This is a genomic window from Blautia sp. 210820-DFI.6.14 (assembly GCF_020558815.1).
GTDB lineage: Bacteria > Bacillota > Clostridia > Lachnospirales > Lachnospiraceae > Blautia_A > Blautia_A obeum.
Genome location: NZ_JAJCKS010000033.1, coordinates 1 through 21,210, shown reverse-complemented (window position 1 = coordinate 21,210; position 21,210 = coordinate 1). Strand labels below are relative to the sequence as shown.

General features: G+C 41.0%; 22 protein-coding genes and 3 pseudogenes. 7 read left to right on the top strand and 18 right to left on the bottom strand.

The window, feature by feature from the left end; translation table 11 throughout:
- The first annotated feature begins 7 nt into the window (after positions 1–7).
- Entirely contained in the window at positions 8–769 is a 762-nt protein-coding gene (locus LI112_RS16055) for an SDR family NAD(P)-dependent oxidoreductase (RefSeq protein ID WP_005426714.1), read from the top strand.
- 232 nt (positions 770–1,001) lie between these two features.
- Here LI112_RS16055 and LI112_RS16050 read toward each other — a convergent pair whose 3' ends face one another.
- Complete coding sequence (locus LI112_RS16050; protein ID WP_005426717.1) at positions 1,002–1,214, bottom strand: hypothetical protein; 213 nt, start codon at positions 1,212–1,214, stop codon at positions 1,002–1,004.
- Positions 1,215–1,485: 271 nt separating this feature from the next.
- On the opposite strand from LI112_RS16050, the gene LI112_RS16045 reads away from it, so the two are divergent.
- The 3 genes from LI112_RS16045 to LI112_RS16035 all read left to right on the top strand — a co-directional run bounded on the left by LI112_RS16045 (position 1,486) and on the right by LI112_RS16035 (position 4,798).
- Complete coding sequence (locus LI112_RS16045; protein WP_227191082.1) at positions 1,486–2,769, top strand: sensor histidine kinase KdpD; 1,284 nt, start codon at positions 1,486–1,488, stop codon at positions 2,767–2,769.
- A complete protein-coding gene (locus LI112_RS16040; protein ID WP_227191081.1) occupies positions 2,770–3,483 on the top strand; it encodes a response regulator transcription factor in 714 nt (237 codons plus the stop codon).
- An 88-nt stretch (positions 3,484–3,571) separates the two neighbouring features.
- Positions 3,572–4,798 carry a hypothetical protein gene (locus LI112_RS16035; protein ID WP_227191080.1) on the top strand — a complete coding sequence of 409 codons (1,227 nt, stop codon included), beginning with the start codon at positions 3,572–3,574 and terminating at the stop codon, positions 4,796–4,798.
- Between the two features lie 250 nt (positions 4,799–5,048).
- Here the strand turns inward: LI112_RS16035 and LI112_RS16030 are convergent, their stop codons facing one another.
- Both LI112_RS16030 and LI112_RS16025 read right to left on the bottom strand, forming a co-directional pair.
- Positions 5,049–5,480: a flavodoxin family protein gene (locus LI112_RS16030; protein WP_055066388.1), complete on the bottom strand. Its 432-nt coding sequence runs from the start codon at positions 5,478–5,480 to the stop codon at positions 5,049–5,051.
- Positions 5,481–5,521: 41 nt separating this feature from the next.
- On the bottom strand, positions 5,522–6,070 hold the full coding sequence (locus tag LI112_RS16025; protein WP_227191079.1) for a Crp/Fnr family transcriptional regulator: 549 nt from the start codon (positions 6,068–6,070) through the stop codon (positions 5,522–5,524).
- Between the two features lie 97 nt (positions 6,071–6,167).
- Between LI112_RS16025 and LI112_RS18560 the strand changes: the two are divergent.
- A pseudogene (locus LI112_RS18560) lies at positions 6,168–6,254 on the top strand (4Fe-4S binding protein); the annotation flags it as partial.
- Here the strand turns inward: LI112_RS18560 and LI112_RS16015 are convergent.
- The 3 genes and pseudogenes from LI112_RS16015 to LI112_RS16005 all read right to left on the bottom strand — a co-directional run.
- Positions 6,253–6,699: pseudogene (locus LI112_RS16015) on the bottom strand (cation-transporting P-type ATPase); the annotation flags it as partial. The pseudogenes LI112_RS18560 and LI112_RS16015 sit on opposite strands and share 2 nt — an antisense overlap.
- 276 nt (positions 6,700–6,975) lie before the next feature.
- Positions 6,976–7,164, bottom strand: a complete 189-nt coding sequence (locus LI112_RS16010; RefSeq protein ID WP_044925941.1) for a hypothetical protein — start codon at positions 7,162–7,164, stop codon at positions 6,976–6,978.
- Between the two features lie 40 nt (positions 7,165–7,204).
- A complete protein-coding gene (locus tag LI112_RS16005; RefSeq protein WP_227191078.1) occupies positions 7,205–8,380 on the bottom strand; it encodes a sugar MFS transporter in 1,176 nt (391 codons plus the stop codon).
- 43 nt (positions 8,381–8,423) lie between these two features.
- On the opposite strand from LI112_RS16005, the gene LI112_RS16000 reads away from it, so the two are divergent.
- Entirely contained in the window at positions 8,424–9,407 is a 984-nt protein-coding gene (locus LI112_RS16000) for an AraC family transcriptional regulator (RefSeq protein WP_227191077.1), read from the top strand.
- Between the two features lie 57 nt (positions 9,408–9,464).
- On the opposite strand, the pseudogene LI112_RS15995 reads toward LI112_RS16000, so the two are convergent.
- The 3 genes and pseudogenes from LI112_RS15995 to LI112_RS15985 all read right to left on the bottom strand — a co-directional run bounded on the left by LI112_RS15995 (position 9,465) and on the right by LI112_RS15985 (position 14,107).
- Positions 9,465–10,364: pseudogene (locus LI112_RS15995) on the bottom strand (hypothetical protein).
- Positions 10,361–11,695, bottom strand: a complete 1,335-nt coding sequence (locus LI112_RS15990) for an MATE family efflux transporter (protein WP_227191076.1) — start codon at positions 11,693–11,695, stop codon at positions 10,361–10,363. Before LI112_RS15990 ends, LI112_RS15995 begins: the two are co-directional and overlap by 4 nt.
- A gap of 90 nt (positions 11,696–11,785) precedes the next feature.
- Positions 11,786–14,107, bottom strand: a complete 2,322-nt coding sequence (locus tag LI112_RS15985) for an Ig-like domain-containing protein (protein ID WP_138344249.1) — start codon at positions 14,105–14,107, stop codon at positions 11,786–11,788.
- A gap of 229 nt (positions 14,108–14,336) precedes the next feature.
- Here LI112_RS15985 and LI112_RS15980 point away from each other — a divergent pair, with 229 nt between their 5' ends.
- Positions 14,337–15,497 carry an IS30 family transposase gene (locus tag LI112_RS15980; protein WP_227191075.1) on the top strand — a complete coding sequence of 387 codons (1,161 nt, stop codon included), beginning with the start codon at positions 14,337–14,339 and terminating at the stop codon, positions 15,495–15,497.
- Positions 15,498–15,657: 160 nt separating this feature from the next.
- On the opposite strand, the gene LI112_RS15975 is transcribed toward LI112_RS15980, so the two are convergent.
- The 9 genes from LI112_RS15975 to LI112_RS15935 form a co-directional block, all read right to left on the bottom strand.
- Entirely contained in the window at positions 15,658–16,641 is a 984-nt protein-coding gene (locus tag LI112_RS15975) for a Gfo/Idh/MocA family protein (protein WP_022388654.1), read from the bottom strand.
- A 63-nt stretch (positions 16,642–16,704) separates the two neighbouring features.
- Positions 16,705–17,910, bottom strand: a complete 1,206-nt coding sequence (locus tag LI112_RS15970; protein WP_044925944.1) for an ROK family protein — start codon at positions 17,908–17,910, stop codon at positions 16,705–16,707.
- A gap of 32 nt (positions 17,911–17,942) precedes the next feature.
- Positions 17,943–18,110: a hypothetical protein gene (locus tag LI112_RS15965; protein ID WP_155496286.1), complete on the bottom strand. Its 168-nt coding sequence runs from the start codon at positions 18,108–18,110 to the stop codon at positions 17,943–17,945.
- 264 nt (positions 18,111–18,374) lie between these two features.
- Complete coding sequence (locus LI112_RS15960) at positions 18,375–18,971, bottom strand: class I SAM-dependent methyltransferase (RefSeq protein WP_005426783.1); 597 nt, start codon at positions 18,969–18,971, stop codon at positions 18,375–18,377.
- Positions 18,972–18,975: 4 nt separating this feature from the next.
- On the bottom strand, positions 18,976–19,317 hold the full coding sequence (locus LI112_RS15955) for an arsenate reductase family protein (RefSeq protein WP_227191074.1): 342 nt from the start codon (positions 19,315–19,317) through the stop codon (positions 18,976–18,978).
- Between the two features lie 26 nt (positions 19,318–19,343).
- Entirely contained in the window at positions 19,344–20,234 is an 891-nt protein-coding gene (locus LI112_RS15950) for a Fic family protein (protein WP_005426793.1), read from the bottom strand.
- Positions 20,235–20,334: 100 nt separating this feature from the next.
- Positions 20,335–20,529: a hypothetical protein gene (locus LI112_RS15945; protein ID WP_005426794.1), complete on the bottom strand. Its 195-nt coding sequence runs from the start codon at positions 20,527–20,529 to the stop codon at positions 20,335–20,337.
- An 8-nt stretch (positions 20,530–20,537) separates the two neighbouring features.
- Positions 20,538–20,762, bottom strand: coding sequence for a hypothetical protein (locus LI112_RS15940; RefSeq protein ID WP_171030286.1), 225 nt, complete (start codon positions 20,760–20,762; stop codon positions 20,538–20,540).
- A 32-nt stretch (positions 20,763–20,794) separates the two neighbouring features.
- Positions 20,795–21,136, bottom strand: coding sequence for a DUF4268 domain-containing protein (locus LI112_RS15935; RefSeq protein WP_227191086.1), 342 nt, complete (start codon positions 21,134–21,136; stop codon positions 20,795–20,797).
- Between the last annotated feature and the right edge of the window lie 74 nt (positions 21,137–21,210).

The window sequence follows — 21,210 nt, the reverse complement described above, 5'->3', positions numbered from 1 at the left end:
GGACATTATGGGAAGATTAGATGGAAAAGTCTGTATCGTAACAGGTGCATCTGCAGGTATCGGCCGTGCCACAGCAGAACTGTTCTGCCGTGAAGGTGCCAAGGTCGTGGCGGTTGCTCGCCGCGAAGAGCGTCTTAGAGACCTGGCCGAAGAATGCAGCGAACTACCTGGCGAGATAATCTGGCATGCAGGTGATGTCGGTGATCCGGCAACTGCTGTAAACATGGTAAAAAAAGCAGTGGAGACATTCGGAAAACTGGATATCGCCGTAAACGATGCCGGTATCATGGATGACAACACCGCTATTGCGGACATGTCTGACACAATGCTTATGGAAACATTCCGCATCAACACATTTGGTCTCATGTATGGAATGCGTGAAGAATGCAGACAGTATCTTGCACAGGGCAACGGTGGCGTAATCGTCAACATCTGCTCCGTCGGCGCAACACACCAGACTTCCGGTGCTGCCTACTGTGCAAGCAAGGGTGCTGTGCTGGCAGCAACAAAAAACACAGCATTCATGTACATGGAAGAAGGCATCCGCTGTAATGCACTTTCACCCGGTGGTGTCGTAACTGACATTCCTCTGGTCATGCCTCCTTCCGACGAGTTCGGCTTTGGCCGAACCAGCATGCTGCTGAACTTCTCCGGTGAGCTTGCTATGCCGGAGGACTTGGCTGACGCAATCCTGTTTCTCGCAAGCGACCAGTCCCGCTATGTTAACGGTGAAGAACTTAAATGTGACGGCGGCTGGACATGTTTCTAAAAAATAAGGGAGGATATATATGAGTCTCACCGAGCGACACAACAACAGAAAATATCATCCGCATCAATGCAATTGGAACCGTCAATATGGTCAAAGGTGAGTTTTTCCGCGCTGGTCTGGCCTATGCCATGTCTAAAAAGTTTGTGATCTACTTCACACAGAAAAATGTTTCCAGATTTGAGTTCAAAAAAAGAAGCAGTCTCCAAATTGGAGACTGCTTCTTTTTTGAAGATTATTCGATTGCCTGAAGCTCTTTTTCCAGTTCTTCCAGATGTGGTTTCAAAAATGCCGACTGCGGGAAAGATGCCAGTTTCCGTAAGGTCAGACCACCAACCAGTTTCATCTGTGGATTTTTTGAAGCGTCAGGGCTGTACTTATCCAGAACTGCTGCCGCTTCCGGATTTTTCAGGATATCCTTTACTTTGCTGTCAAGTGAAAATGCCATAACACTTACCTCCTGCCGTATATTTTATGGTAATATTATACAAAATATCGGGCAGGAATCATAGCCTACAAAGTGCATGTTTTACAATCATCTTAATCCTTCACTCTAACGGTTATCCAGTTTTCCATATTTTTTCCAATCCAGTTTCCATTACATTTCACGCCTCCTCCGATTTCACATAACCAGACTGTTTTTCTTACTCTGTTTGTGATAAAATCACAGTAACTTCAGAAGCTTTCCCATTGTTTTCTTTTTACTGGAGGATTTTTCAATGCAGGAAATACATCATTTTTTTCACTCATTATTCAGTCTCACCCTTGATTTTCGTGTCCGGCTGTTTAATATCCTGGCTTTAGGAGGCACTGTGATCAGCCTGATCATGGCCCTTCTCAGTCTAGGAACCGGTTCCTGGGGAAATGTCCTGATCAACCTTGTGCTGGTCGCAGTCTCAGGAGGACTTTTTCTTTATTCCTATTACAGTGGGAAATATCAGCGATGCTATCTGATCACCATTGTCATGATTTTTCTGATCGTTTTTCCGGTGATGTTTTTTACCAGCGGCGGATATCATGGCGGTATGCCGGCCTTCTTCGTGTTTGCCATTATTTTTACCGTGCTGATGCTGGAAAAAAGGCGGGCTCTGATCGTTTCTCTGCTGGAGATTGTCCTATATATAGGACTGTGTCTGGTCGCATACCATTTTCCGCACATTGTAACTCCTTTTGCCACGGAAGCAGACCGGCTGGCAGATATTCTTCTGGCATTTGTCTCTGTAAGTACTGTCTGCGGCATTGTTCTCTATTTTCATCTGAAGGAATATAACCAGCAGCAGCTCCTTCTGGAGGAACAGAACCGGCGGCTGCGCTCCCTTGACAATGCCAAGTCTACTTTCCTGAGCACCGTTGCCCACGAGATCAAAAATCCTCTGAGTTCCATCTCCCTCCATGCCCGGGACACCTCCGAGCTCCTTGAGGAAGAACCTCTGGATTTCTCTCTTATGCAGGAAAATCTCCGCACCATTGAACAGTCGGTAATGCGGATCGACCGGATCGTGCTGGATTTGATGGATACCGTTTCCATTGAGCAGGGACGGCTGGCCCTTTCTCTTGTACCATCAGATCTGGGAGCACTTTTACATTCTGTAGAAAAAGATTTCAGCAGTCATCCAAGTTCCGGGAATAACCAGCTGGTCCTTACGATACAACCCGACCTCCCGGAAATCTCTGCAGACCCGGAACGGCTGATCCAGGTTATCACCAATCTGATCTCCAATGCAGATCGTCACACTCAAAACGGAACCATCACCATTTCCCTTACAGGCGAACCGGGCTGGCAGACCATCTGCGTTTCCGACACCGGAACCGGCATGTCAGAAGAAATGAGAAAAAACGCACTCAAGGGTTATGTTTCTGCAGATAAAGATTACTGGCGGCACGGCATAGGCCTTTATGTCTGTCATCAGATCATCACTGCCCACGGCGGCAAAATATGGCTGAAAAGCAAAGAAGGTGAGGGAACTCAGGTGTTCTTCTCACTTCCGGAGGAGGTATCATAAATGAATGAAAAGAAATCGCTTATCCTTATGGTTGAGGATGAAGAACAGGTGCTGAATACCAACTGCCGGATGCTGCGGCGCCGTGGCTACGATGTTCGCACTGCACAGACAGTCTCCGAAGTCTGTCATCAGCTTGAAGAACAGCTGCCGGATCTTCTCATTCTGGACATTATGCTTCCGGACGGAAACGGCCTGGATATCTGCCGCCGCTTCCGCGAAAAAACCATGAACCCGGTTCTTTTTCTCACAGGAAAAAGCGATATCCGCGATAAGGTAGAAGGGCTTCAGCAGGGAGGCGACTATTATCTCACCAAACCTTATAATTTTGACGAATTTCTGGCCGTGATCCAGATGCTTCTGGAACGCCAGAAACGAATAGAAGAAAAAATAAAAGAAAAATTTCAGGCTTCCCGCCAGATCACAATCGGAAGCCTGCGGCTGGATCTTTCGGACGGCCATGCATATCTCAATAATGCCGACACAGGTCTTACCCATACCGAATTCTCCCTGCTGCGTCTCCTTGCCGAAAACCAGGAGAAGGTTTTTTCTGCAAAGGAACTCTATGAAGCAGTATGGGGCAGCTGTGCGGGAACAGATACCAGCACGGTACGACGGCATATCTTTAACTTACGGGTTAAGATCGGTGCCGAGAATACCGATGAATATGACATTGTCTCGGTTTATGGTAAGGGATATCTTTTTACCTGCCGGTAAATGTCTCTTTTTCTTCACATTTCTGAATATCAGAATCTGTCTGTTACAATATACTTAACAGACAGGTTCTTTTTATCAGGAGGTGCCTATGCATAAAAAATTCTTAGTTCTTTTAACAGGCTCGATCGCTCTTTCCATATCTGCAGTCCCAGTCCTCGCTTCTGACCCTCCAACCGATGATGGTCAGTATATCTGGCAGGATGAAAACGGAGATTACTGGTACCGCAATGGTTCCGAGGATGAATATATCGGCGAAGGTAATTATGCCCCTGATCCTGATTCCGGTGAACTGATGGAAAGCAACGATGCCGGCTGGACCGAGCAGGACGGTTATTTTGAACCTCATTATTATTATGAGGATGGCAGTGTGTGGCTGGAGGACGCTACCGGAACCACTTATATTGGCTCCAGAGATACATATTATATTGATGACTACGGCAATCTTCAGGAATATTCCGAATCAGAAGCTGCTTCCTCCTCCGGGGATTCTTCAGAAGAATACTCTAAATCAGAAAAGCGTGGCGAACTTCATATGCGGGTTGGATTCACTGCTGATGATACGATCAGAGAATCCATGCCTGAAAAAGAAGGTTATTTCGAGCAACGTTCCGTAAATGATGGAAAAAGTACTGCCTTTGCTTTAAAAGTAGCTAATTCTTCTCTGGAGGATTCTTCCCTGAAGGGTTTTCTGGCAGAATACTATCCGGTAAAGGGTGAGATCATCACTCAAAAGGATCTTACCTTTGAATCTTATCCTGCTACGAAATATCAATATTTAACCGCAGTCAACGAAGAAGAAAAAAATGTAGATGCGCTCGTATGCCAGACTGACGATTATACATTTGGACTTTTTATCCTGACTCCGTCAGACACCTATGATAAGGCCGCTGAAAAGGCAGCTGCAGAGCTGACCAAATCCATAGAATTTGTTTACGCAGAGTATGTGGATATGGCCATGACGGATTACTTCCAGGTTCTTACTCCGGAGCGTTGGAAATATCTCTGCCATTATGAAACGACCAAAACCAAAAATGGTGGATATAAACTGACTTATTACAATGAGGATGTTCCTGTGCTGACCCTGGAAGCCAGATATTACGATGGTGAAGACCAGCCTCTGGACAGTGTATGGCAAGGCTATCTCGGCCGCATCGAAACAGTCGATGGCAAAAAGTATGATCTTCTGTCCACCATCAGCCAGTACTCTGAAGATGCCTCTGACGAATGGAAAGAAATGTATGACACCTGTCTGGATACCATAAACGGAATCCGCATGATGGATGGCTGTTCCCTGACCGAAGGAAGCCATACCTGATTTCCCGGTCCCCTCTACCGTTATTTTGCAGACCGGAAAATCTATAGCTGTATCTCAACCGCAAAAGACACATCATATTTACACAAAAGAAGCTGCAGAACTTGAGTCTTCATTGTTCTGCAGCTCCTTTGTATTATTCTGTCCATCATCCACATCATTGATTCCTGCAATAAAGGTTTCAATGAGCTACTCACTTAATTATATATTTTGTGGTGAAAACAGAGAAAATTTCTATTTCTTCTTTACGTGTTTATAAGTCTTTTACAAACTCCACTGCATTTTGGATATCTTTATCATCCGGATGTCCTTTTGCAATACCTCCAACCAGTTTGAAGGGACCAAATGTATCATATCCTTTGCATCCAAATTTCCCTACTACGCTGGCATGTTTTTTATCCAGAATCTGCTCTATGGATCTATAATTCGCACTTCCACCATAAGTGCAGATCAGGAATACCTTTTTGTCATCTGACAAATTCTTTTCTGCAAATTTTAATATCGACTGATGAAATTTCGAAAAATAGATTCCTGATGCAAACCCGATCATATCATAACTGCTTAGATCTGCATCTGGCTGTTTTACTGCATCAATTAAATCCACCTGACACCCTTCTGCTATGCTTTTTACTAGTTTTTCTGTATTTCCATGATGCACAGACGCATATACGATTGCTTTTCTCATATCTATACCCTTTCTGTCAGCTCAATAATAGAATTATACCATCATTTGTTAGCTTGTAAATCTGTTTCATTACAGGCAATCAACTCAAAATGATTTCGATTTGTTTTTACAAAACCTTCTTTTTGTAACTTTGATATCTCTGTAGACATGGCTGCACGATCAATACAAAGATAATCTGCCAGGACGCTGGCCAGGTTACGTATCAGCTTCTGATGATGATCACATGCAGTTTGACAAGTAACCAGAAGCCTTTGGACATTTAAGAAAATAATCTCACAATCCTCATCTGCTGCCACACTGATATTCAGAACAGCTCCCAGGCTTGCCGCATATGGTTCTCCAAAAAAATCTCCGGCATGACATTTCGACAGAATATTCCGATGTCCCCAAAGATCTTCCTGCATTACAAGAACACAGCCCGACACCACAAGGCCCATTACCTCAGTAGAATCTCCTGCTCTGAAAATATAAGAAGCTCGTTCTTTTGAAATTACGGTTGCATTTACACAATACAATATGGATAATATCTCGTTATCACTAAGACCTTTAAAAAATGGACTGTTTCTTAGAATAGGCAAATATTTCTCCAAAATCGTTCCTCCTGTTGGAAATCAAACATACAAGTTGTATTTATCATACTATAATTTTAGCAGAAACAAAAGTTAAATACTATTGACGGAGGATAAAATGATAAGAAAGATTATCAGGATTGATAAAGACAAATGTAACGGCTGCGGTGCCTGTGCAAGTGCCTGTCACGAAGGTGCCATTGATCCGCCGGGATCATATCTCCAGCTTCGAGCAGTATCACATCTCCAATGACCAGCTCCCTGGCTGGAATCTGAACAGCAGATCCATCACGCAGTACCTTTGCCTCCGGACCAGAAAGCTTCTTTAAACTCTGTAGGGATTGTTCCGCTTTTACCGTCTGTACTGTTCCCAAAATTGCATTGATCGTGATAACAATTACAATAACCGCCGCACTCTCGACATCTCCTAAAATACCCGATATGATCGCTGATGCAATCAGGATCAGAACCAGAAAATCCTTATACTGTTCCAAAAAAATCTGCAGGATATTTTTCTTCTTTCCTTCTGCAAGTTCATTCCATCCGCATTTTTCTCTGGAAGCTTTCACCTGTTCACTCGTAAGGCCTGATATATTGCCTTTCACTCGCTCAAATACTTCTTCTACTGTCTGTTGATAAATTTCTTTCATCACTTATGCCTCCTCTTTTCATAAATGTCTATTGGATTTTTATGCAATGAAAGATCTTTTCGATAAAAATGTATAAAAAAAGAAACCTTTATTGCATAACAAAAATGCAATAAAAGTCTCACTATTTTCTTGCGGCACCGGATGTTTCCACCGTACTGACGATACCACAAACGCACATTTTAAAAGCGTAGGTTACTCCCCTTTATTTGGTACAATCATATATCACTGTCAAGAAGTTCCTAAGCCTTGTAAATCAGACATTCTTCAAAAGAGTTCTTATATAATTATTTTTCTATGAATTATACGCATTTGCAGGTCTTTCCCACACAAAAAACAACTTTCATAACCCAAATCAGTATATCGTGGTTCATGTAATACAGGCACTTGTAGATCAATCATTGCCAGTGTTATTTCTATAACATCCTCATCCGTCCTTGTTTCAAGAATAATTTGTTTTGTTTCCATTCGTATTTTCATCTCTTTTCTGTAGACAAATTTTGAAAAGTTATCTGGACTTTATCTTATCAAAAAATAAGAGTCCGATTACCATTACCACGGGAAAGATCAGGCCGACCAACATGCCGCTCCTTATATTATCTCCCGCCATCTGAGTTACTCGTCCAACAATACCAGGACCGATGCTTCCTCCCAGATCTCCAGCCATGGCAAGAAGTGCAAACATTGCAGTACCACCTGCCGGAAACTTCTTAGATGAGATACTTAATGTACCCGGCCACATGATTCCAACAGAAAAGCCACACAGGATACATCCTGTAAGTCCTACTACAGGATTTGAAAAGAGTGATGCAAGAACATAACATACTACGCATAATACACCTGAACCAAGCATGAACTTTGACAGATCTACTTTTTCTCCGTATTTTCCATATAGTATTCTGCTGATTCCCATGGAGACAGCAAATAAACATGGCCCCAGAAGATCTCCCATTGTTTTGCTTAAGCCAAGCGCTGCTTCAGCATATGCAGAAGCCCATTGTGCCATAGATAATTCAGAAGCACCGGAACATACCATCAAAATAATAGCAATCCAGAATAATGGTGTTTTAAAAAGTGCTGATATACTCATTCCTTCGTTCTCATCTACAAGATATTCAACAGGACAGGTTGCAAAATTATAGATATTTACTGTCGGAATCAAGGCTAACAGAACTGCCAGCCATTTCCAGCTGTCGATTCCAAATACTGCAAAGAAAATTGTTGAAACAAGAATTGTTCCTACTGCTCCCCAGCAATAAAAAGAATGAAGCAAGCTCATAGTTGCTTCTTTATTATCAAATGGACATGCCTCAATGATCGGGCTGCAAAGCACTTCAATAAGCCCGCTGCCAATTGCATATATAATTACACTTATTATAATTCCTGCAAAAGGATTCGGGAGAATTCCCGGGAGAAAAGCAAGTCCTACAAGACCTATGGCTGAGCAGGCTTCTGAAGTTACAATACATATTCTGTACCCTATTTTATCAACAAATTTGGCACAAAATAAATCAACTATAAGCTGGGTAAAGAAAAAACAGGTGGAAATAAGTGCAATATTTCCAAGTGTAATATTGTATTCCGCATGAAACTTCAAATATAAAAGCGGTGCGAAATTAGCAGCGATTGCCTGTGTTATAAATCCAAGATAACAGGCCAATTTGGTTTTTTTATAATTCTTCATGTAAGATGCTCCTTGAATAATATTTGTTTGTATTATATAATATGTGGATACTAATTTCATTGTAATTTTTTCATATTTTATTGTAATATATCGTATTGTTCAATTATATGAGGTATTAATAGCCATGAGTTTTCAAAATCAATTCACCAAAACAACAACGGATGCCAACTTAATGGAAACCGTCCATCATGGAAGCGCCGAGTATCCTTTTCGCTACTATTATGAAAATATAGCTCTGTTTGATTTTAAGTGCATCGACTGGCACTGGCACAGTGAGCTGGAATTTATATATATCGAAAGCGGAAATGTGGTTTTTGATATTGGTACGGTTCACTTTGAACTTAATGAGGGTAACGGCATAATGATCAATTCCAAAATTCTCCATCGATTACAGTCCTCAAGCGATGCCATCATTCCCAATTTTCTGTTTCAGCCTTCATTTATTGCACCACAGGACAGTCTCATTTATAAAAAATATATCAATCCTGTAATTTCATCTTCTCTTGAATATCTCGTTTTTCAACCAGATATTCCCTGGCAGAAAAAAGCTCTTGAAATCATAAAAACAATAATTACAGTACAGGAAACAGAATTTAACCGTGAGATTATTGTATCTATGTCAGTTCAGCAACTCTGGATATTACTTTTAGAAAATCTGACTTTTGATCAATTTGAAAACATGGGCGCTGTAATTTCCAGAACACGGCTTCAGCTGATGATGCAATACGTTCATGCACATTATTCGGAAAATATAACACTTGAGGATATTGCCAGAACTGCAAATATCAGCAAGAGTACTGCCCTTCATCTTTTTCAGAATAACCTTAAACTGACACCGGTTAAGTATCTTATCAACTATCGCCTTACACAAGCAGCGCTTCTTCTAATAAATACAGAAGAAAAAATAGCCACAATCTCTAATAACACCGGATTTAACAACGTAGATCATTTTTGCCGAACTTTCAAAAAAACATATAAGATGACTCCTACTGACTATCGAAACCAAGAAAGAGCACCAGTTTCCTGATGCTCTTTCCTGCATTCTATATATGGATATTGCCCCTATAACTTCATCTTTTCGTACTCAAAAAAGATCCAGCATATTATCCAGATATATCTTTTCTCTGACATGAATCTGGTATTCTGGTCTTGTCATATAATACAGCAGGAATTCCAAAATCAGTGCACTTCCCAGCCCGCGTCCTTCAATCTTAAAATTAGAAAATCCCATTGGCAGATAAATATCTTTGATATCTGTCACACTAATAAATCCAGGATTTGCCATTGCTTTTGAAAAAAGATATCCCTCTCCGAAATCAGGTGCTGCACAAATATGTTCCTGACAATTTTCTCCCAGATTTTTCCGACTGACTGTTTCGTAACAGGCTTTTCTGTCCTTACATCCAAACCAGCAGCATTCATTACACAGGAATTCCACTTTTTCTTTTTGCTGTGTATTCATCTGATTTAACTGATCAAACTTTTTATTAAGACGAAAATCCGGTACTACATATCTGAATTCCTCTCTGTCTATTTCCTGTAAAAAATCACTGAAATTTGTCAGTACTTTTGTAGTTGATGAGACCAGATAAAGACCCGGATAGTTCTTTTGCAGATAATCTAAAAGCAGATCCGAATGGATGATCACACCATTTTGAGGTTTATTGTTTTTTTCCAACAACGCACAGAGTTCATTGCATTTCCGATCCTGCAAGTGTTCTTCCCGCAAAAGTGAATTACTGAATGTCAGTCAGGCGGATATCTGATATTCCTGCATCAGATCCAGTACTTTTTCCGCATCTGCCTCTCCAAAGGATGTACGGCCTCCGCCCCAGATACAGTCTGACGGAGCCCCGTATATTGAACCAATCTCACACCAGTCATAGAAATATTCTCTATGTTCCCGGAACAACGGCAGAAATACTCGGTACAGTTCATAAAACTCAAATAGCCCCGGAAGATGGTAATATGCTCGTTTTTTCATGCTAGATCTCCCGACTGTCTTCTGACTTTTCTATAGAAAACCAATGTCAGCACTGTAGCGGCAATCCAGCCAAATGGCCATGCCATCCAGATTCCAGTACTTCCATAATTTCTGCTGAACATCAATGCAAATAGAATTCTGATGATCAGATCCGGCACAGTTGCAGCAACAAAATATGTCATTGCACCGGCTCCTCTGATGATTCCATCTGTCATCAGTTTTACTACGATCATAAGATACCAGGGTGCGACTATCCGAAGGAACTCCATTCCTGCTGTGATCGCCGCTCCACTCTCTGCATTCAGGAACAATCCCATCATCTGTCTGCTGAAGCCAACATACAGAACAACAAATGGAACAGATGCAACTACTGAGAGTTTCAGACCAGTCCGAAATCCCAGCGGAATCCTTTCAGCTTTGCCAGCTCCGATATTCTGGGCAGTATAACTTGAAAGGCAGGATCCCAATGTCATAAAAATATTTATGGCAAAGGTATTCAGCTTAATAGCGCCTGAATAACCGGCAACAACTGCCGAGCCATAGCGATTGACAATATCCTGTACAAAAAGATTTCCGACACTTAGTACACTCTGCTGTAAAATACTTGGTACTGCAATTGCAAAAATCTGGGTAAAATATCCTCTGTCAAAAAATGGCTGCTTTTCTTCTCCTGCAAAAGATCTGAGTCTGGAAAACAGAGTGACCAATGCAAGCACTGCTGAGATTCCCTGTGCGATAAAAGTAGCCCATGCAACACCTGCAACACCCCAGTGAAACTGAGCCACAAATATCAGGTCAAGGATAATATTGCCGGCGGATGATCCCAGTAGAAAATACAATGGAGTTTTGGAATCGCCCAACGCAGTAAATACACCAGTACATACATTATAAAACATCAGAAAAATCATACCGAATACATATATTTTGAGATACAAAATTCCATCTGCCATAATATTCTGTGGTGTATGTATCCATTCCATCATATTACTGCTGAAGAAATATCCCAAAACAGTGAGTACCGCCGCAAGTCCGAGTGAAGAGACAAAAGCTGTCGTTACTGCACGCTTTACTCCTTTTCTGTCACCTGCGCCAAATAATCTGGATACTACCACAGAAGCTCCCAGGTTCATTCCCACTGCAAATGCCATAAAAATAATTGTGATTGGATAAGAAGCACCTACAGCTGCAAGCGCATCCTCACCAGCGAATTTTCCTGCGATCATACTGTCCGCAATATTGTAGATCTGTTGAAACATCACGCTAAACATCATCGGAATCCAGAATCTCCACAATGTCCGGTCAGGATGCTCCTTAGTAAAATCTGTAATCATAATTGTTATACTCCTGAATGATTCAGGTGTTCTCACCTCAATCACCAGACTGTTTTTACTGTTTCTCTATTCTTTATTTTACTTTGCAATCTATTTCAGTTTAATTTTAAATCTTGCTTTCTTTCCACTTCCATCAAGTGCTGATGCAGTAATTGTTACTGTCTTTCCTTTTCCTGCTTTCAGTGCCTTTACCTGACCTTTTGATGTTACCGTTGCGTATTTATTGTTACTGCTGGTCCATTTTACAGTCTTGTATGCGCCGGATTTTCCACTGACTTTTGCTTTTAATCTCTGGGACTTATTTATTTTCATTGTTTTTTTGCCTGAGATTGTGATCTTTGTTACCGGATTCTTTGTCGCAGTCAGTTTATATGTAGCCTTTGCATTTCTGTTATTCTTCAATGCAGCAGTAATCACAACCCTCTTACCACCGGTTTTCTTTTTAAATGTTACGACACCGCTACTGTTTACAGTTGCTACTTTCTTATTACTGGAAGTCCAGATCAGATTGGATGGATTAACAACTCCTGAAGAAGTTTTTACCTGCAGTTTTGTTTTCTTTCCCACTGCTACTTTTCTCGTAGTACCTGTAATAGTCAGTTTCGGCTGGCTGGAAGTCACATTGGTTGTAGTACTGTTTTTCTCCCAGATTGCTATATAAACAAAATTTCCTGATAAACCATATGGTTCTGTTGCCTTAACCCTATACCCATTCTGGTCTACCCACTTTACAAATGTATAGCCATTTCTCACAGGATTCTTCAGAGTAAATGGTGCCGTTACCCCTACCGTATAAGATACAGGATTTGCCGGATCATTTATTCCGCCATTCAGATTATAGCTGATCGTGTGCGTAGATCCCGTTCGAAATTCTACCTGAGATACGCTGAATCCGGTATCTTCGAACCATTCAGACCAGTTCGTATACCATCCCAAGGTTGCACCGGTTCCTTTGATTACTGAAACTTTAGCAGTACACAGATTTCCCAGATAAAACCTATCTTTTCCGGTAAGTTCAGGAAAATCTTTTGTTGTATACCAGCTTCCCAGGCTTTCTCTGTCCTGGTAATATCTTCCCGTAATATCCTCCGGGAAAACAATTTTATTCACTTTACTTCCATAGAATGCAAATACATAAATGCAGGTCAGATCTTTCGGAACATTATATACGCCTCCCGGATTTTTTGCCGGCGGATAAAAGAACAGATCATTCTGTTTTCCTGCTTTCCAGTATAAAACTCCATCTGAAGAATAGAAGCCAGTATCTCCGGCATTTTCCACATAAATAACTTTCAGATTATATGCCTTGCAGAATACGGATTTATAAATTTGCAAATAAGAATTGTTCCGAAGATCAACCGTAATTTCCTCTACTTTGGAATTTTCAAACATACAGCTCTGATTCAAATATTTCTCATTTACACGTACTTTGGGAACGTTCAGTTTCGGGCAGTTTTTAATTTTTGTAAAATATACCTGATTAATATCTTTTGAAGCATCTACACGCTCCAGATTTGGGCAGTTCTCCAATCCAATCTCACTAAATTCTCCGGTGATCTCCAGTGTCTGCAGATTAGGATAATCCGCCACCTTAATTCCACCATAGTCTGTATAATCGCCCCAGAGTGTTAACGTTTTAATTCCGCTATGGATTTTTGTCGGAACTTCATATCTAGAATCCCAATCTACAGACCACTGGTCTTTCATCGTCAACTTCTCTAATGGGATTACATTATGGTTATTTTCTCCCCATCCAAAAATTGCACCTGCTCCTACCTTCACTCCACCAAGATCCAGTTCTTTCAGGTTTACAAATTTCCCAAAAAGTCCATAGCAGACTCCATCTGTTGCATTGGAGAAGATCTCTTCAGAAGTCATGGTCTTCGGTAAAACAATCTTTTTGATCACTTCAGGGCTGAACATGCTGAACAAGCCACTTCCCTCAAAATCAGCAATTGTTGAGACTGTTTTTCCACCAATAGCAGAAGGTATGATCAGCGCATCATTATTCTGGCTACTGCTGTCGGCTTTTGCATTTCCCCAGACTCCCTGTGAACCGGTGATTGTGATCGTTCCGTCATCATTATAATAACCATTCCAAATATAGCCAGCATCGTCTTTAATATTAATTGAGGTTGGTCTGCCATAAGCACCTGCTTCCGGCTGAGAATCACTGAAATCTTCTTCTGTTTCAGCATTCTGATCATCTTCTGGCGTAATCTCCATAGCGACCTCTTCATTTGTCTGGGTTTCTTCTTCCTCGAGATCTATATCCGGAAGTTCTTCTGTTTCATCTGTTACCTCAGCGAAATCACTCATTCCAGAATTTCCGTCTTCTGTTATTTCTTCTGCCTGAGACTCGTTTTCGATCTCAACCTCTTCTTCCGCCCAGACAGGAACCACCGGTGTCATACTTAGCGATGCAGTCACTGTAAGATGTTATATATGCTACATTAATTTTATCATTATATATCATTAATCGTCAATATATGTTATCACAGACAACACGGGCGTAAATTTTTTATTTAAATTCCACCGCATGCTTATGCGGTGGAATTTACTCCCACGCAGTTGATATTTACTCTTTCATACAAAAATGATACGGTTATCTTTCCTTCTGACAGCAGTAGAATGAAAAATCATGAGTAAATATATACCAGGAAACCAGAAACATCTTACACTTGAAGACCGTATTTACATCGAAAATGAATTGAACAGGGGAACAACCTTCAAGGACATAGCTAAGTTTTTATGCAAGGGCCCTACTACCATATCCAAAGAAGTAAAAGCCCACCGAATTTCTGACTGGTACCATAAAGGCACTTTCTATAATGCAAAAAATTTCTGCGTACACAGGTATCACTGTAGAAAAACAAATGCTTGTGGAAAGATCATCCTTTGCGGTGTGAAATGCTCTTCCTGTCCAACATGTAACCAGACCTGCAGGGACTTTGAAAAAGAACGTTGTTCCCGTTTAGATAAGGCTCCGTATGTTTGTAATGGATGTCCAAAGAAGATCAGTCAGTCTCCGTATCAGATTGTTACCAACCATCCGGAACTGGAATTATCAGTCAGAACCCTGTACAGCTATCTGGATCAGGGACTGTTCACAGCACGTAATGTTGATCTGAAACGCAAGGTGAAATTTAAACCACATAAATGCCACAAAACACAGATTTCAAACCGTACAGTTTTCATTAATCGTACTTATCAGGATTTTCAGACGCTGCATCTGGAGTCGTTTACTGAAATGGATACTGTTCATTCTTCCAGAGATTCAAAGAAGACACTACTTACCTTCTTTTTCACAAAGGAAAAGCTGTTTCTTACCTTTCTGATGAACCGCTGCACGGAGAGTGCTGTCCGACTCATTTTGGACCGGCTGGAAAAGCATTTGGGGACTTATGGATTTATCTCAACATTTGAACATATATTAACCGACCGCGGAACAGAATTCGGTGATCCTGAAGCATTGGAAACAGGAGCAAATGGCATACAGCGCACCAGTATTTATTATTGTGATCCTATGCACAGCGGACAAAAAGGCGGTCTGGAACAGGCACATACCATGCTCCGTATGGTGCTTCCCAAAGGAACCAGCTTTGAATTTCTCACCCAGTGGGATGTAAACCTGATCGTAAACCATATCAATTCAACGCCCAGGGAAAGCCTTGGAGGACGGACACCATACAGTGTCGTGCTTGAAACATTAGGTGAAGAAGTGTTAAATGCATTTCAGCTTAGACCGATTGCCCCGGATGAGGTCAATCTGACGCCTAAGCTGATACGCTTTAACTCTTAATAGAACAAAACTAATCGAAATCTGCTGTCAGACTGGAAGTAAACTTTTCACATTTTTTGAATGCGACCGGTGGAATTTACTCTTTCACTGGAATTTAACTTTTCAAGTCAGCATTTCTGATGCAAACTATTAGCTAGATGATTTAATCAAAATAAAATAATTAATATCCGATTTCTTCAAGGATCGCATCAATCATCCTCGCATTTGCCAGGGAAAATCCCCTGGTCACTGCCGGTGTTTCCTTTCCTTCCACACAGCGTCCCATCTGTTCAACTTCAAGGCGGTAGTTCTGTGGAACAGAGATGGTTTTCATCTCTTCCCTGCCATCAAAGAAAGTTATTGTGTAACTTAATTCCCCGTCTCCATTAAATTCAAAACCTGTTCCTTTGATACTGCCTTTCGTTCCCTGGATTTCGAACCGGTCGATATGCCTGTCAAGGTCCGTTGCCAGTGCCATGCCGCAGGAAAATGCTGCCTTTTTACCGTCCGCGTATTCAAATATAGCAGATGTAAGCGTATCAATTTTTTCTTCCGAAAAGCTGGCGATTGCTCTTACCTTCGCTGGTTCATCACCCAGAATACGCAAGATCAGGCTGGTATTGTAAACACCAAGATCATAGGTGCAACCGCCAAGGGTATCTCTTCTCATACGGATATTCTTCGGGTCATAATCCGAAGTGATGTAGGCAGACTCCATATAGCGCACATCTCCAATGGTCCCATTTTCAATCTCTTTTCTGACCGCAGCAATGTACGGGCTGTGCTGGTATGCAAATGCTTCCATCAGGTATACATGATTTTCTTCTGCAGCTTTAAACATTTCTTCTGCCTGTGCTTCTGTCGGTGCAAGCGGCTTTTCACAGAGCACATGTTTGCCGCTTTTAAGAGCCCGAATCGTCCATTCATAGTGCATGGTATTGGGAAGCGGGATATAAACAGCCTCTACTTTTGGATCTGCAAGTAATTTCTCATAGCTTCCATAAGCTTTTTGAAAGCCATAGGTTTCTTTGAACCGTTCTGCTTTTTCCATGTTTCTTCCTGCAATTGCGTACATTTCACAGTTTTCTGCCTGCAGCATGCCTGGGAAAGTACTCCTCTCACAGATGAATGCAGTTCCCATAACGCCCCATTTGATTTTTCTCATAGCCTTTGCCTCACTTTCCATTTTTTAACCCTAAATTTTCACTACAAGATCTATTAACTTTTCCTAGTCAAAAAAACTTCCCTCAAATACCGCTGTCAGCAGTGCTCCTGTACACCCATAAACGGTCGCTTCATCTTTAAAACCGGATTTTACCACCTGTATCTGGCGATATTTCCGTTCAATATGCCGTTCATTAACCAGTTTCTCTATCTTACAGAGATATGGATCTGGAATCCAGTAACCCTCATGGCCGATGATAATCTTCTGTGGATTCAGGCTGTTGACAAACCCTACCAGCGCACAAGACAGTTTCTCTGTCATTTCGGTAAAGACCCGATCCATATCCTGCTGTCTTTTGGTAAATGTATTCCCTTCACCTTCCTTGATTGCTTCATCCATTTCCTGGCAAAATCCCCGAAAATCTTTCATATCCCCAGTTACTTTTTGAAGCTGGCTTTCAAGTACATTGCTGGAAATATAGCGTTCCAGGCATCCCCGGTTTCCGCAGCTGCATGGTTCTCCCTGCCAGTCAATGCTCGTATGCCCCAGTTCACAGATCATTCCACTGGTATTCGCATACAATTCCCCATTTACAACCAGTCCGGAGCCCACACCGTTCGCCAGATCTACATAAATAAAATCCTCACAGTCCGTTCCTGCGCCATAATATTTCTCCATGATCGCGGCACAGTTACTCTCCCCATCAAAAAAGACTGGCATATGACAATGTTCCTCTATTTCCCTGGCAATTTCCAGGTCATGCAGCCCATAAAAATTCGGCGGTGCCAGGATCTTACCCCGATTCTTATCCACCGGCCCGATTGCGCCGATTCCAATCCCGTATATCTTCTCATCTCCCAGTGTTTCCATAATCTGATCCAGTGCATGAAAGATGTGCTCCATCAGCTGAGGTGCTGTCTCTTCAGTTACCGGAAAACAAATCTTTTTTAGCAGTTTCAACTGTATATCGCAGAGAATCACACTGCAGATTTCCCGATAAAGATGCACACCGATCAGCTTCGGTGCCTTATCTGAAATGCATAGCTGTACCGGATTGCGTCCCTTTCCTTCTACCTGTACTTTTTGCCGTTCCTCAAAGATCCCTCGTTCCAAAAACTCATTCACGATATAAGTGACGGTCATCTTGGCAAGTCCCGTTTTCTGCGATAACTCGATCCTGGAACTGCATTGTCCTGTCGCGATCAGTTTTAGGATCAGCCCCCGGTTTCTCTGTTTTAAAAGTGTATTGTTGACTCCTGATTTCGCCATTTTTCCTGCTCCCATATGCTTTTGGTCTTATCTTACCACAAAATCATTTCGCCATCGTATTCTTCCATAGCCCGGATTCCCCAGATTGTCGCAAATCCTGCACCATGTGCCACATCAAACATTTCTCCAAGTTCATGTTCCATCATATGACTTGCCCAATCGCCGCCACCTACTTCGAGAATAAAATCCCCTCCATGCATTGTGATGCTTTTATTTAGTACAACGTTTTTACTTTATATTTATATAATACAATCTTTTTACTATTCGTCAAGATAGAACACAAAAAAAACTACAGATTTTTTTCTATAACTTTTCCCGGTGAAATATAGAAAAAAGGATACAAGACAATTTGTCTCATATCCCATAAAACATTTCAAATTTCTTCAGCTCCTATATAAATCGTAAGTATTGTTTATAGTTTTATTATACAAGTGGATCAAAGGCATTTGAGGTTAATTTTTTATTCAATCAACTGAAAATATTAGTATTTTCTCTCGATCATTCTTCCCTTCAAACAAATCTTCTGTATTGATCTCATCGTAGAACATCAATTGTTCTTCGGTCATGAGACAGCCAAGGTATTCTTCTGACGGATAATAAAACATCAGTAAAATTTCTCTTGGTTTCTCATAATATGACTCATAAATTCCAGCAAGAACTTTGCGCAGGATCTCCACAGAAAACGGATTAAAAAAATAACATCTGTCCACTTCAGACGGGACTGTATATTTTTCTGCACTGGTCAGTTCAAACGAAACCTTCCTGCCTGATACAGCATGTTCTCGGTTTGCTTCGGCACTCTCAAAAATTCGCTCATCATACTCAACACCAATAGATCTGCATCGCGTCTGATAAGACAGATAAAAACATACTCGTCCCTTTCCTGTACCATAATCCAGAAGCACATTTTTCTTCGTTATCAAGCCATTGTTTGCCAGCCGCTCCAATACACAATACTGCGTCGGCTCATATGGATATCGATACTGATCCGAACGAGAATCGTCCCGTCCGGTGGTTTTGATCTTCAGCAATTTATCCCATTGTGTTTCATTTTGGTTCATAAAATCATTTCCAATCCTTCCATATATCCGGCTGATATCCGAGCGTAGACTGCTTTCCATTTCTGACCACCGGTGTCTTGATCACCTGCGGATTCTCAAGTACCTTTTCCAGTTTATCCTCATTGGCAATATATTTAATCAATGCAAGCATATCTTTGTCCTTGCATTCCCAGTTAATCATATTTTCAAGACCACCGTTTGCCTGTGCAACAGAAGTAAATTCACCCTTACTCATGCCTTTTTCTTTCATATCAATAAACTGATACTTAATGCCACGTTCCTTGAAGAAACGTTCCGCTTTCTTCGTATCATTACATTTCTTTGTACCAAAAATCTGTATGTTCATAGTCTCCTCCTGTCTTTTTTTAGATACTAATACGGAATTCTGAAATAATCCAAATATGCCTTATAACGATCCTGCGCAGTAAGACACGTATCCATCAAATATCCCTTTTCACGGTTCCATTCCTTCAAACCACGATAATAAAACATTTTTAAATCATCTTCGATGATAAACGGAACAATATTATGTTTCAGGCATTCCTTAAACATAAGCAATCTTCCAACCCGTCCATTTCCGTCCTGAAACGGATGTATACGCTCAAATTTTACATGGAAGTCTAAAATATCTTCAAAAGTTATTTCATTTTTACGGGCATACTCACCCAATAATACTTTCATCTTTGTAGAAACTTCTTCCGGAGATGCTGTAGCCATACCTCCTACTTCATTTGGAACCCTTTTATAATTTCCCACTGCAAACCAGTCTTTTCTCGAATCACTCGTTCCATTCTTCAAAATCAGATGTATATTTTTGATAAACTTCTCTGTCAAAGTTACCTTTGCATTGTCAATAATCAAGTCTATGCATCTGAAGTGATTTGCTGTTTCAATTATATCATCTACATTGAAAACTTCATTTTCCATACCAATCGTATTTGTCTCAAAAATATACCTGGTTTGATCATGAGTCAGCTTACTTCCTTCCATATGGTTGGAATTATATGTTAACTCAATCTGCGTTTTATGATAAATTCCTCCAGAATACTTTTTCGCTTTCTCTTCCTGTAAAATATCTAATAAAGTACGCGGCGATTTCACTCTCTTATTTGCTCTTTCCGGTTTTTTCGCATTCTCCGGAATGTTCCAGGTCTTTCCTGTAAGAAAAGCATCCGGTACACGTCCCTGGGCACAATAATTCCGCACACTTCGCTCTGAGATATTCCATTTTTTCGCTGTTTCCGCCACTGAAATATACTTCATATGCACACCTCTGATTCATAATTTAGTTGCATATAGTATATCATATTATCGGCAAAAATATTCAAATACATTCAATATATTTCGTGTTTTTGCCGTTTCATTATCTATAATCCTTTGATACATCCAGATAAACCCGCTTACCGTTGATATAATCTGCATAGGCAACTTCCGGATCTTTTCCACGAAACACCGTGCATAAACCACACATATCACAATCTGCAATGCATCTGAAAGTATTTTTTATATATTCTCTGCGTTCTTCTTCTGTAGAATTTTCTATTTCCGGTGGTCTCATAATTACACCTACTTCACGAGCCCTGTGTTGCTTCTGTATTCTTCATTAAGCTCACGCAGTTCTTTTTCTCCATTAATGTACGGTTCATAAAAAGCATCTACCGCTCCGCCGCCCAGATTGTCACAGCCATTACAGAAATCACATGCACCACCACACTGATTCAGGCCCTCCTGAACAATACGAATTCTCTCTTCTTTTGTTGTATCCTTAATCAGTATACTTTTTATTTCCATAATCATCATTTCCCTTCACTGTTTCAGCTTCATTATAAATAACGTTTAAATGCCCTTTTCATTTTTATACAAGTGTCCATTATGTAATCAAACTGCTCCGGCCATGTCGCTCTGTCATCCAAATCAACCGTTTTTTCAATCAAAATACGACTTGCTTTTCTTTCCGGCAATTCTTTCCATTCTAATTCCATTTCCATATTTTTCTCTATTTCATCTTTATAAGCAAACAAACTCTTAAACAATTCTTTGTCATCATTTATATACAGCTCAACATCAACCGCTTTTCTTTTCTGGGACACAGCGATATGGCAGGCAGATGAACCGATGCTGAAATCCATCCAATGATCCGTTGTCGGTTTTCTTTTATTAAAAATCCTTGAAAAATTTGCATCAGTGAACTACTCGGCAACTGAGTTACCAGAGCATCTGAAATCTGGCGGGATACCGC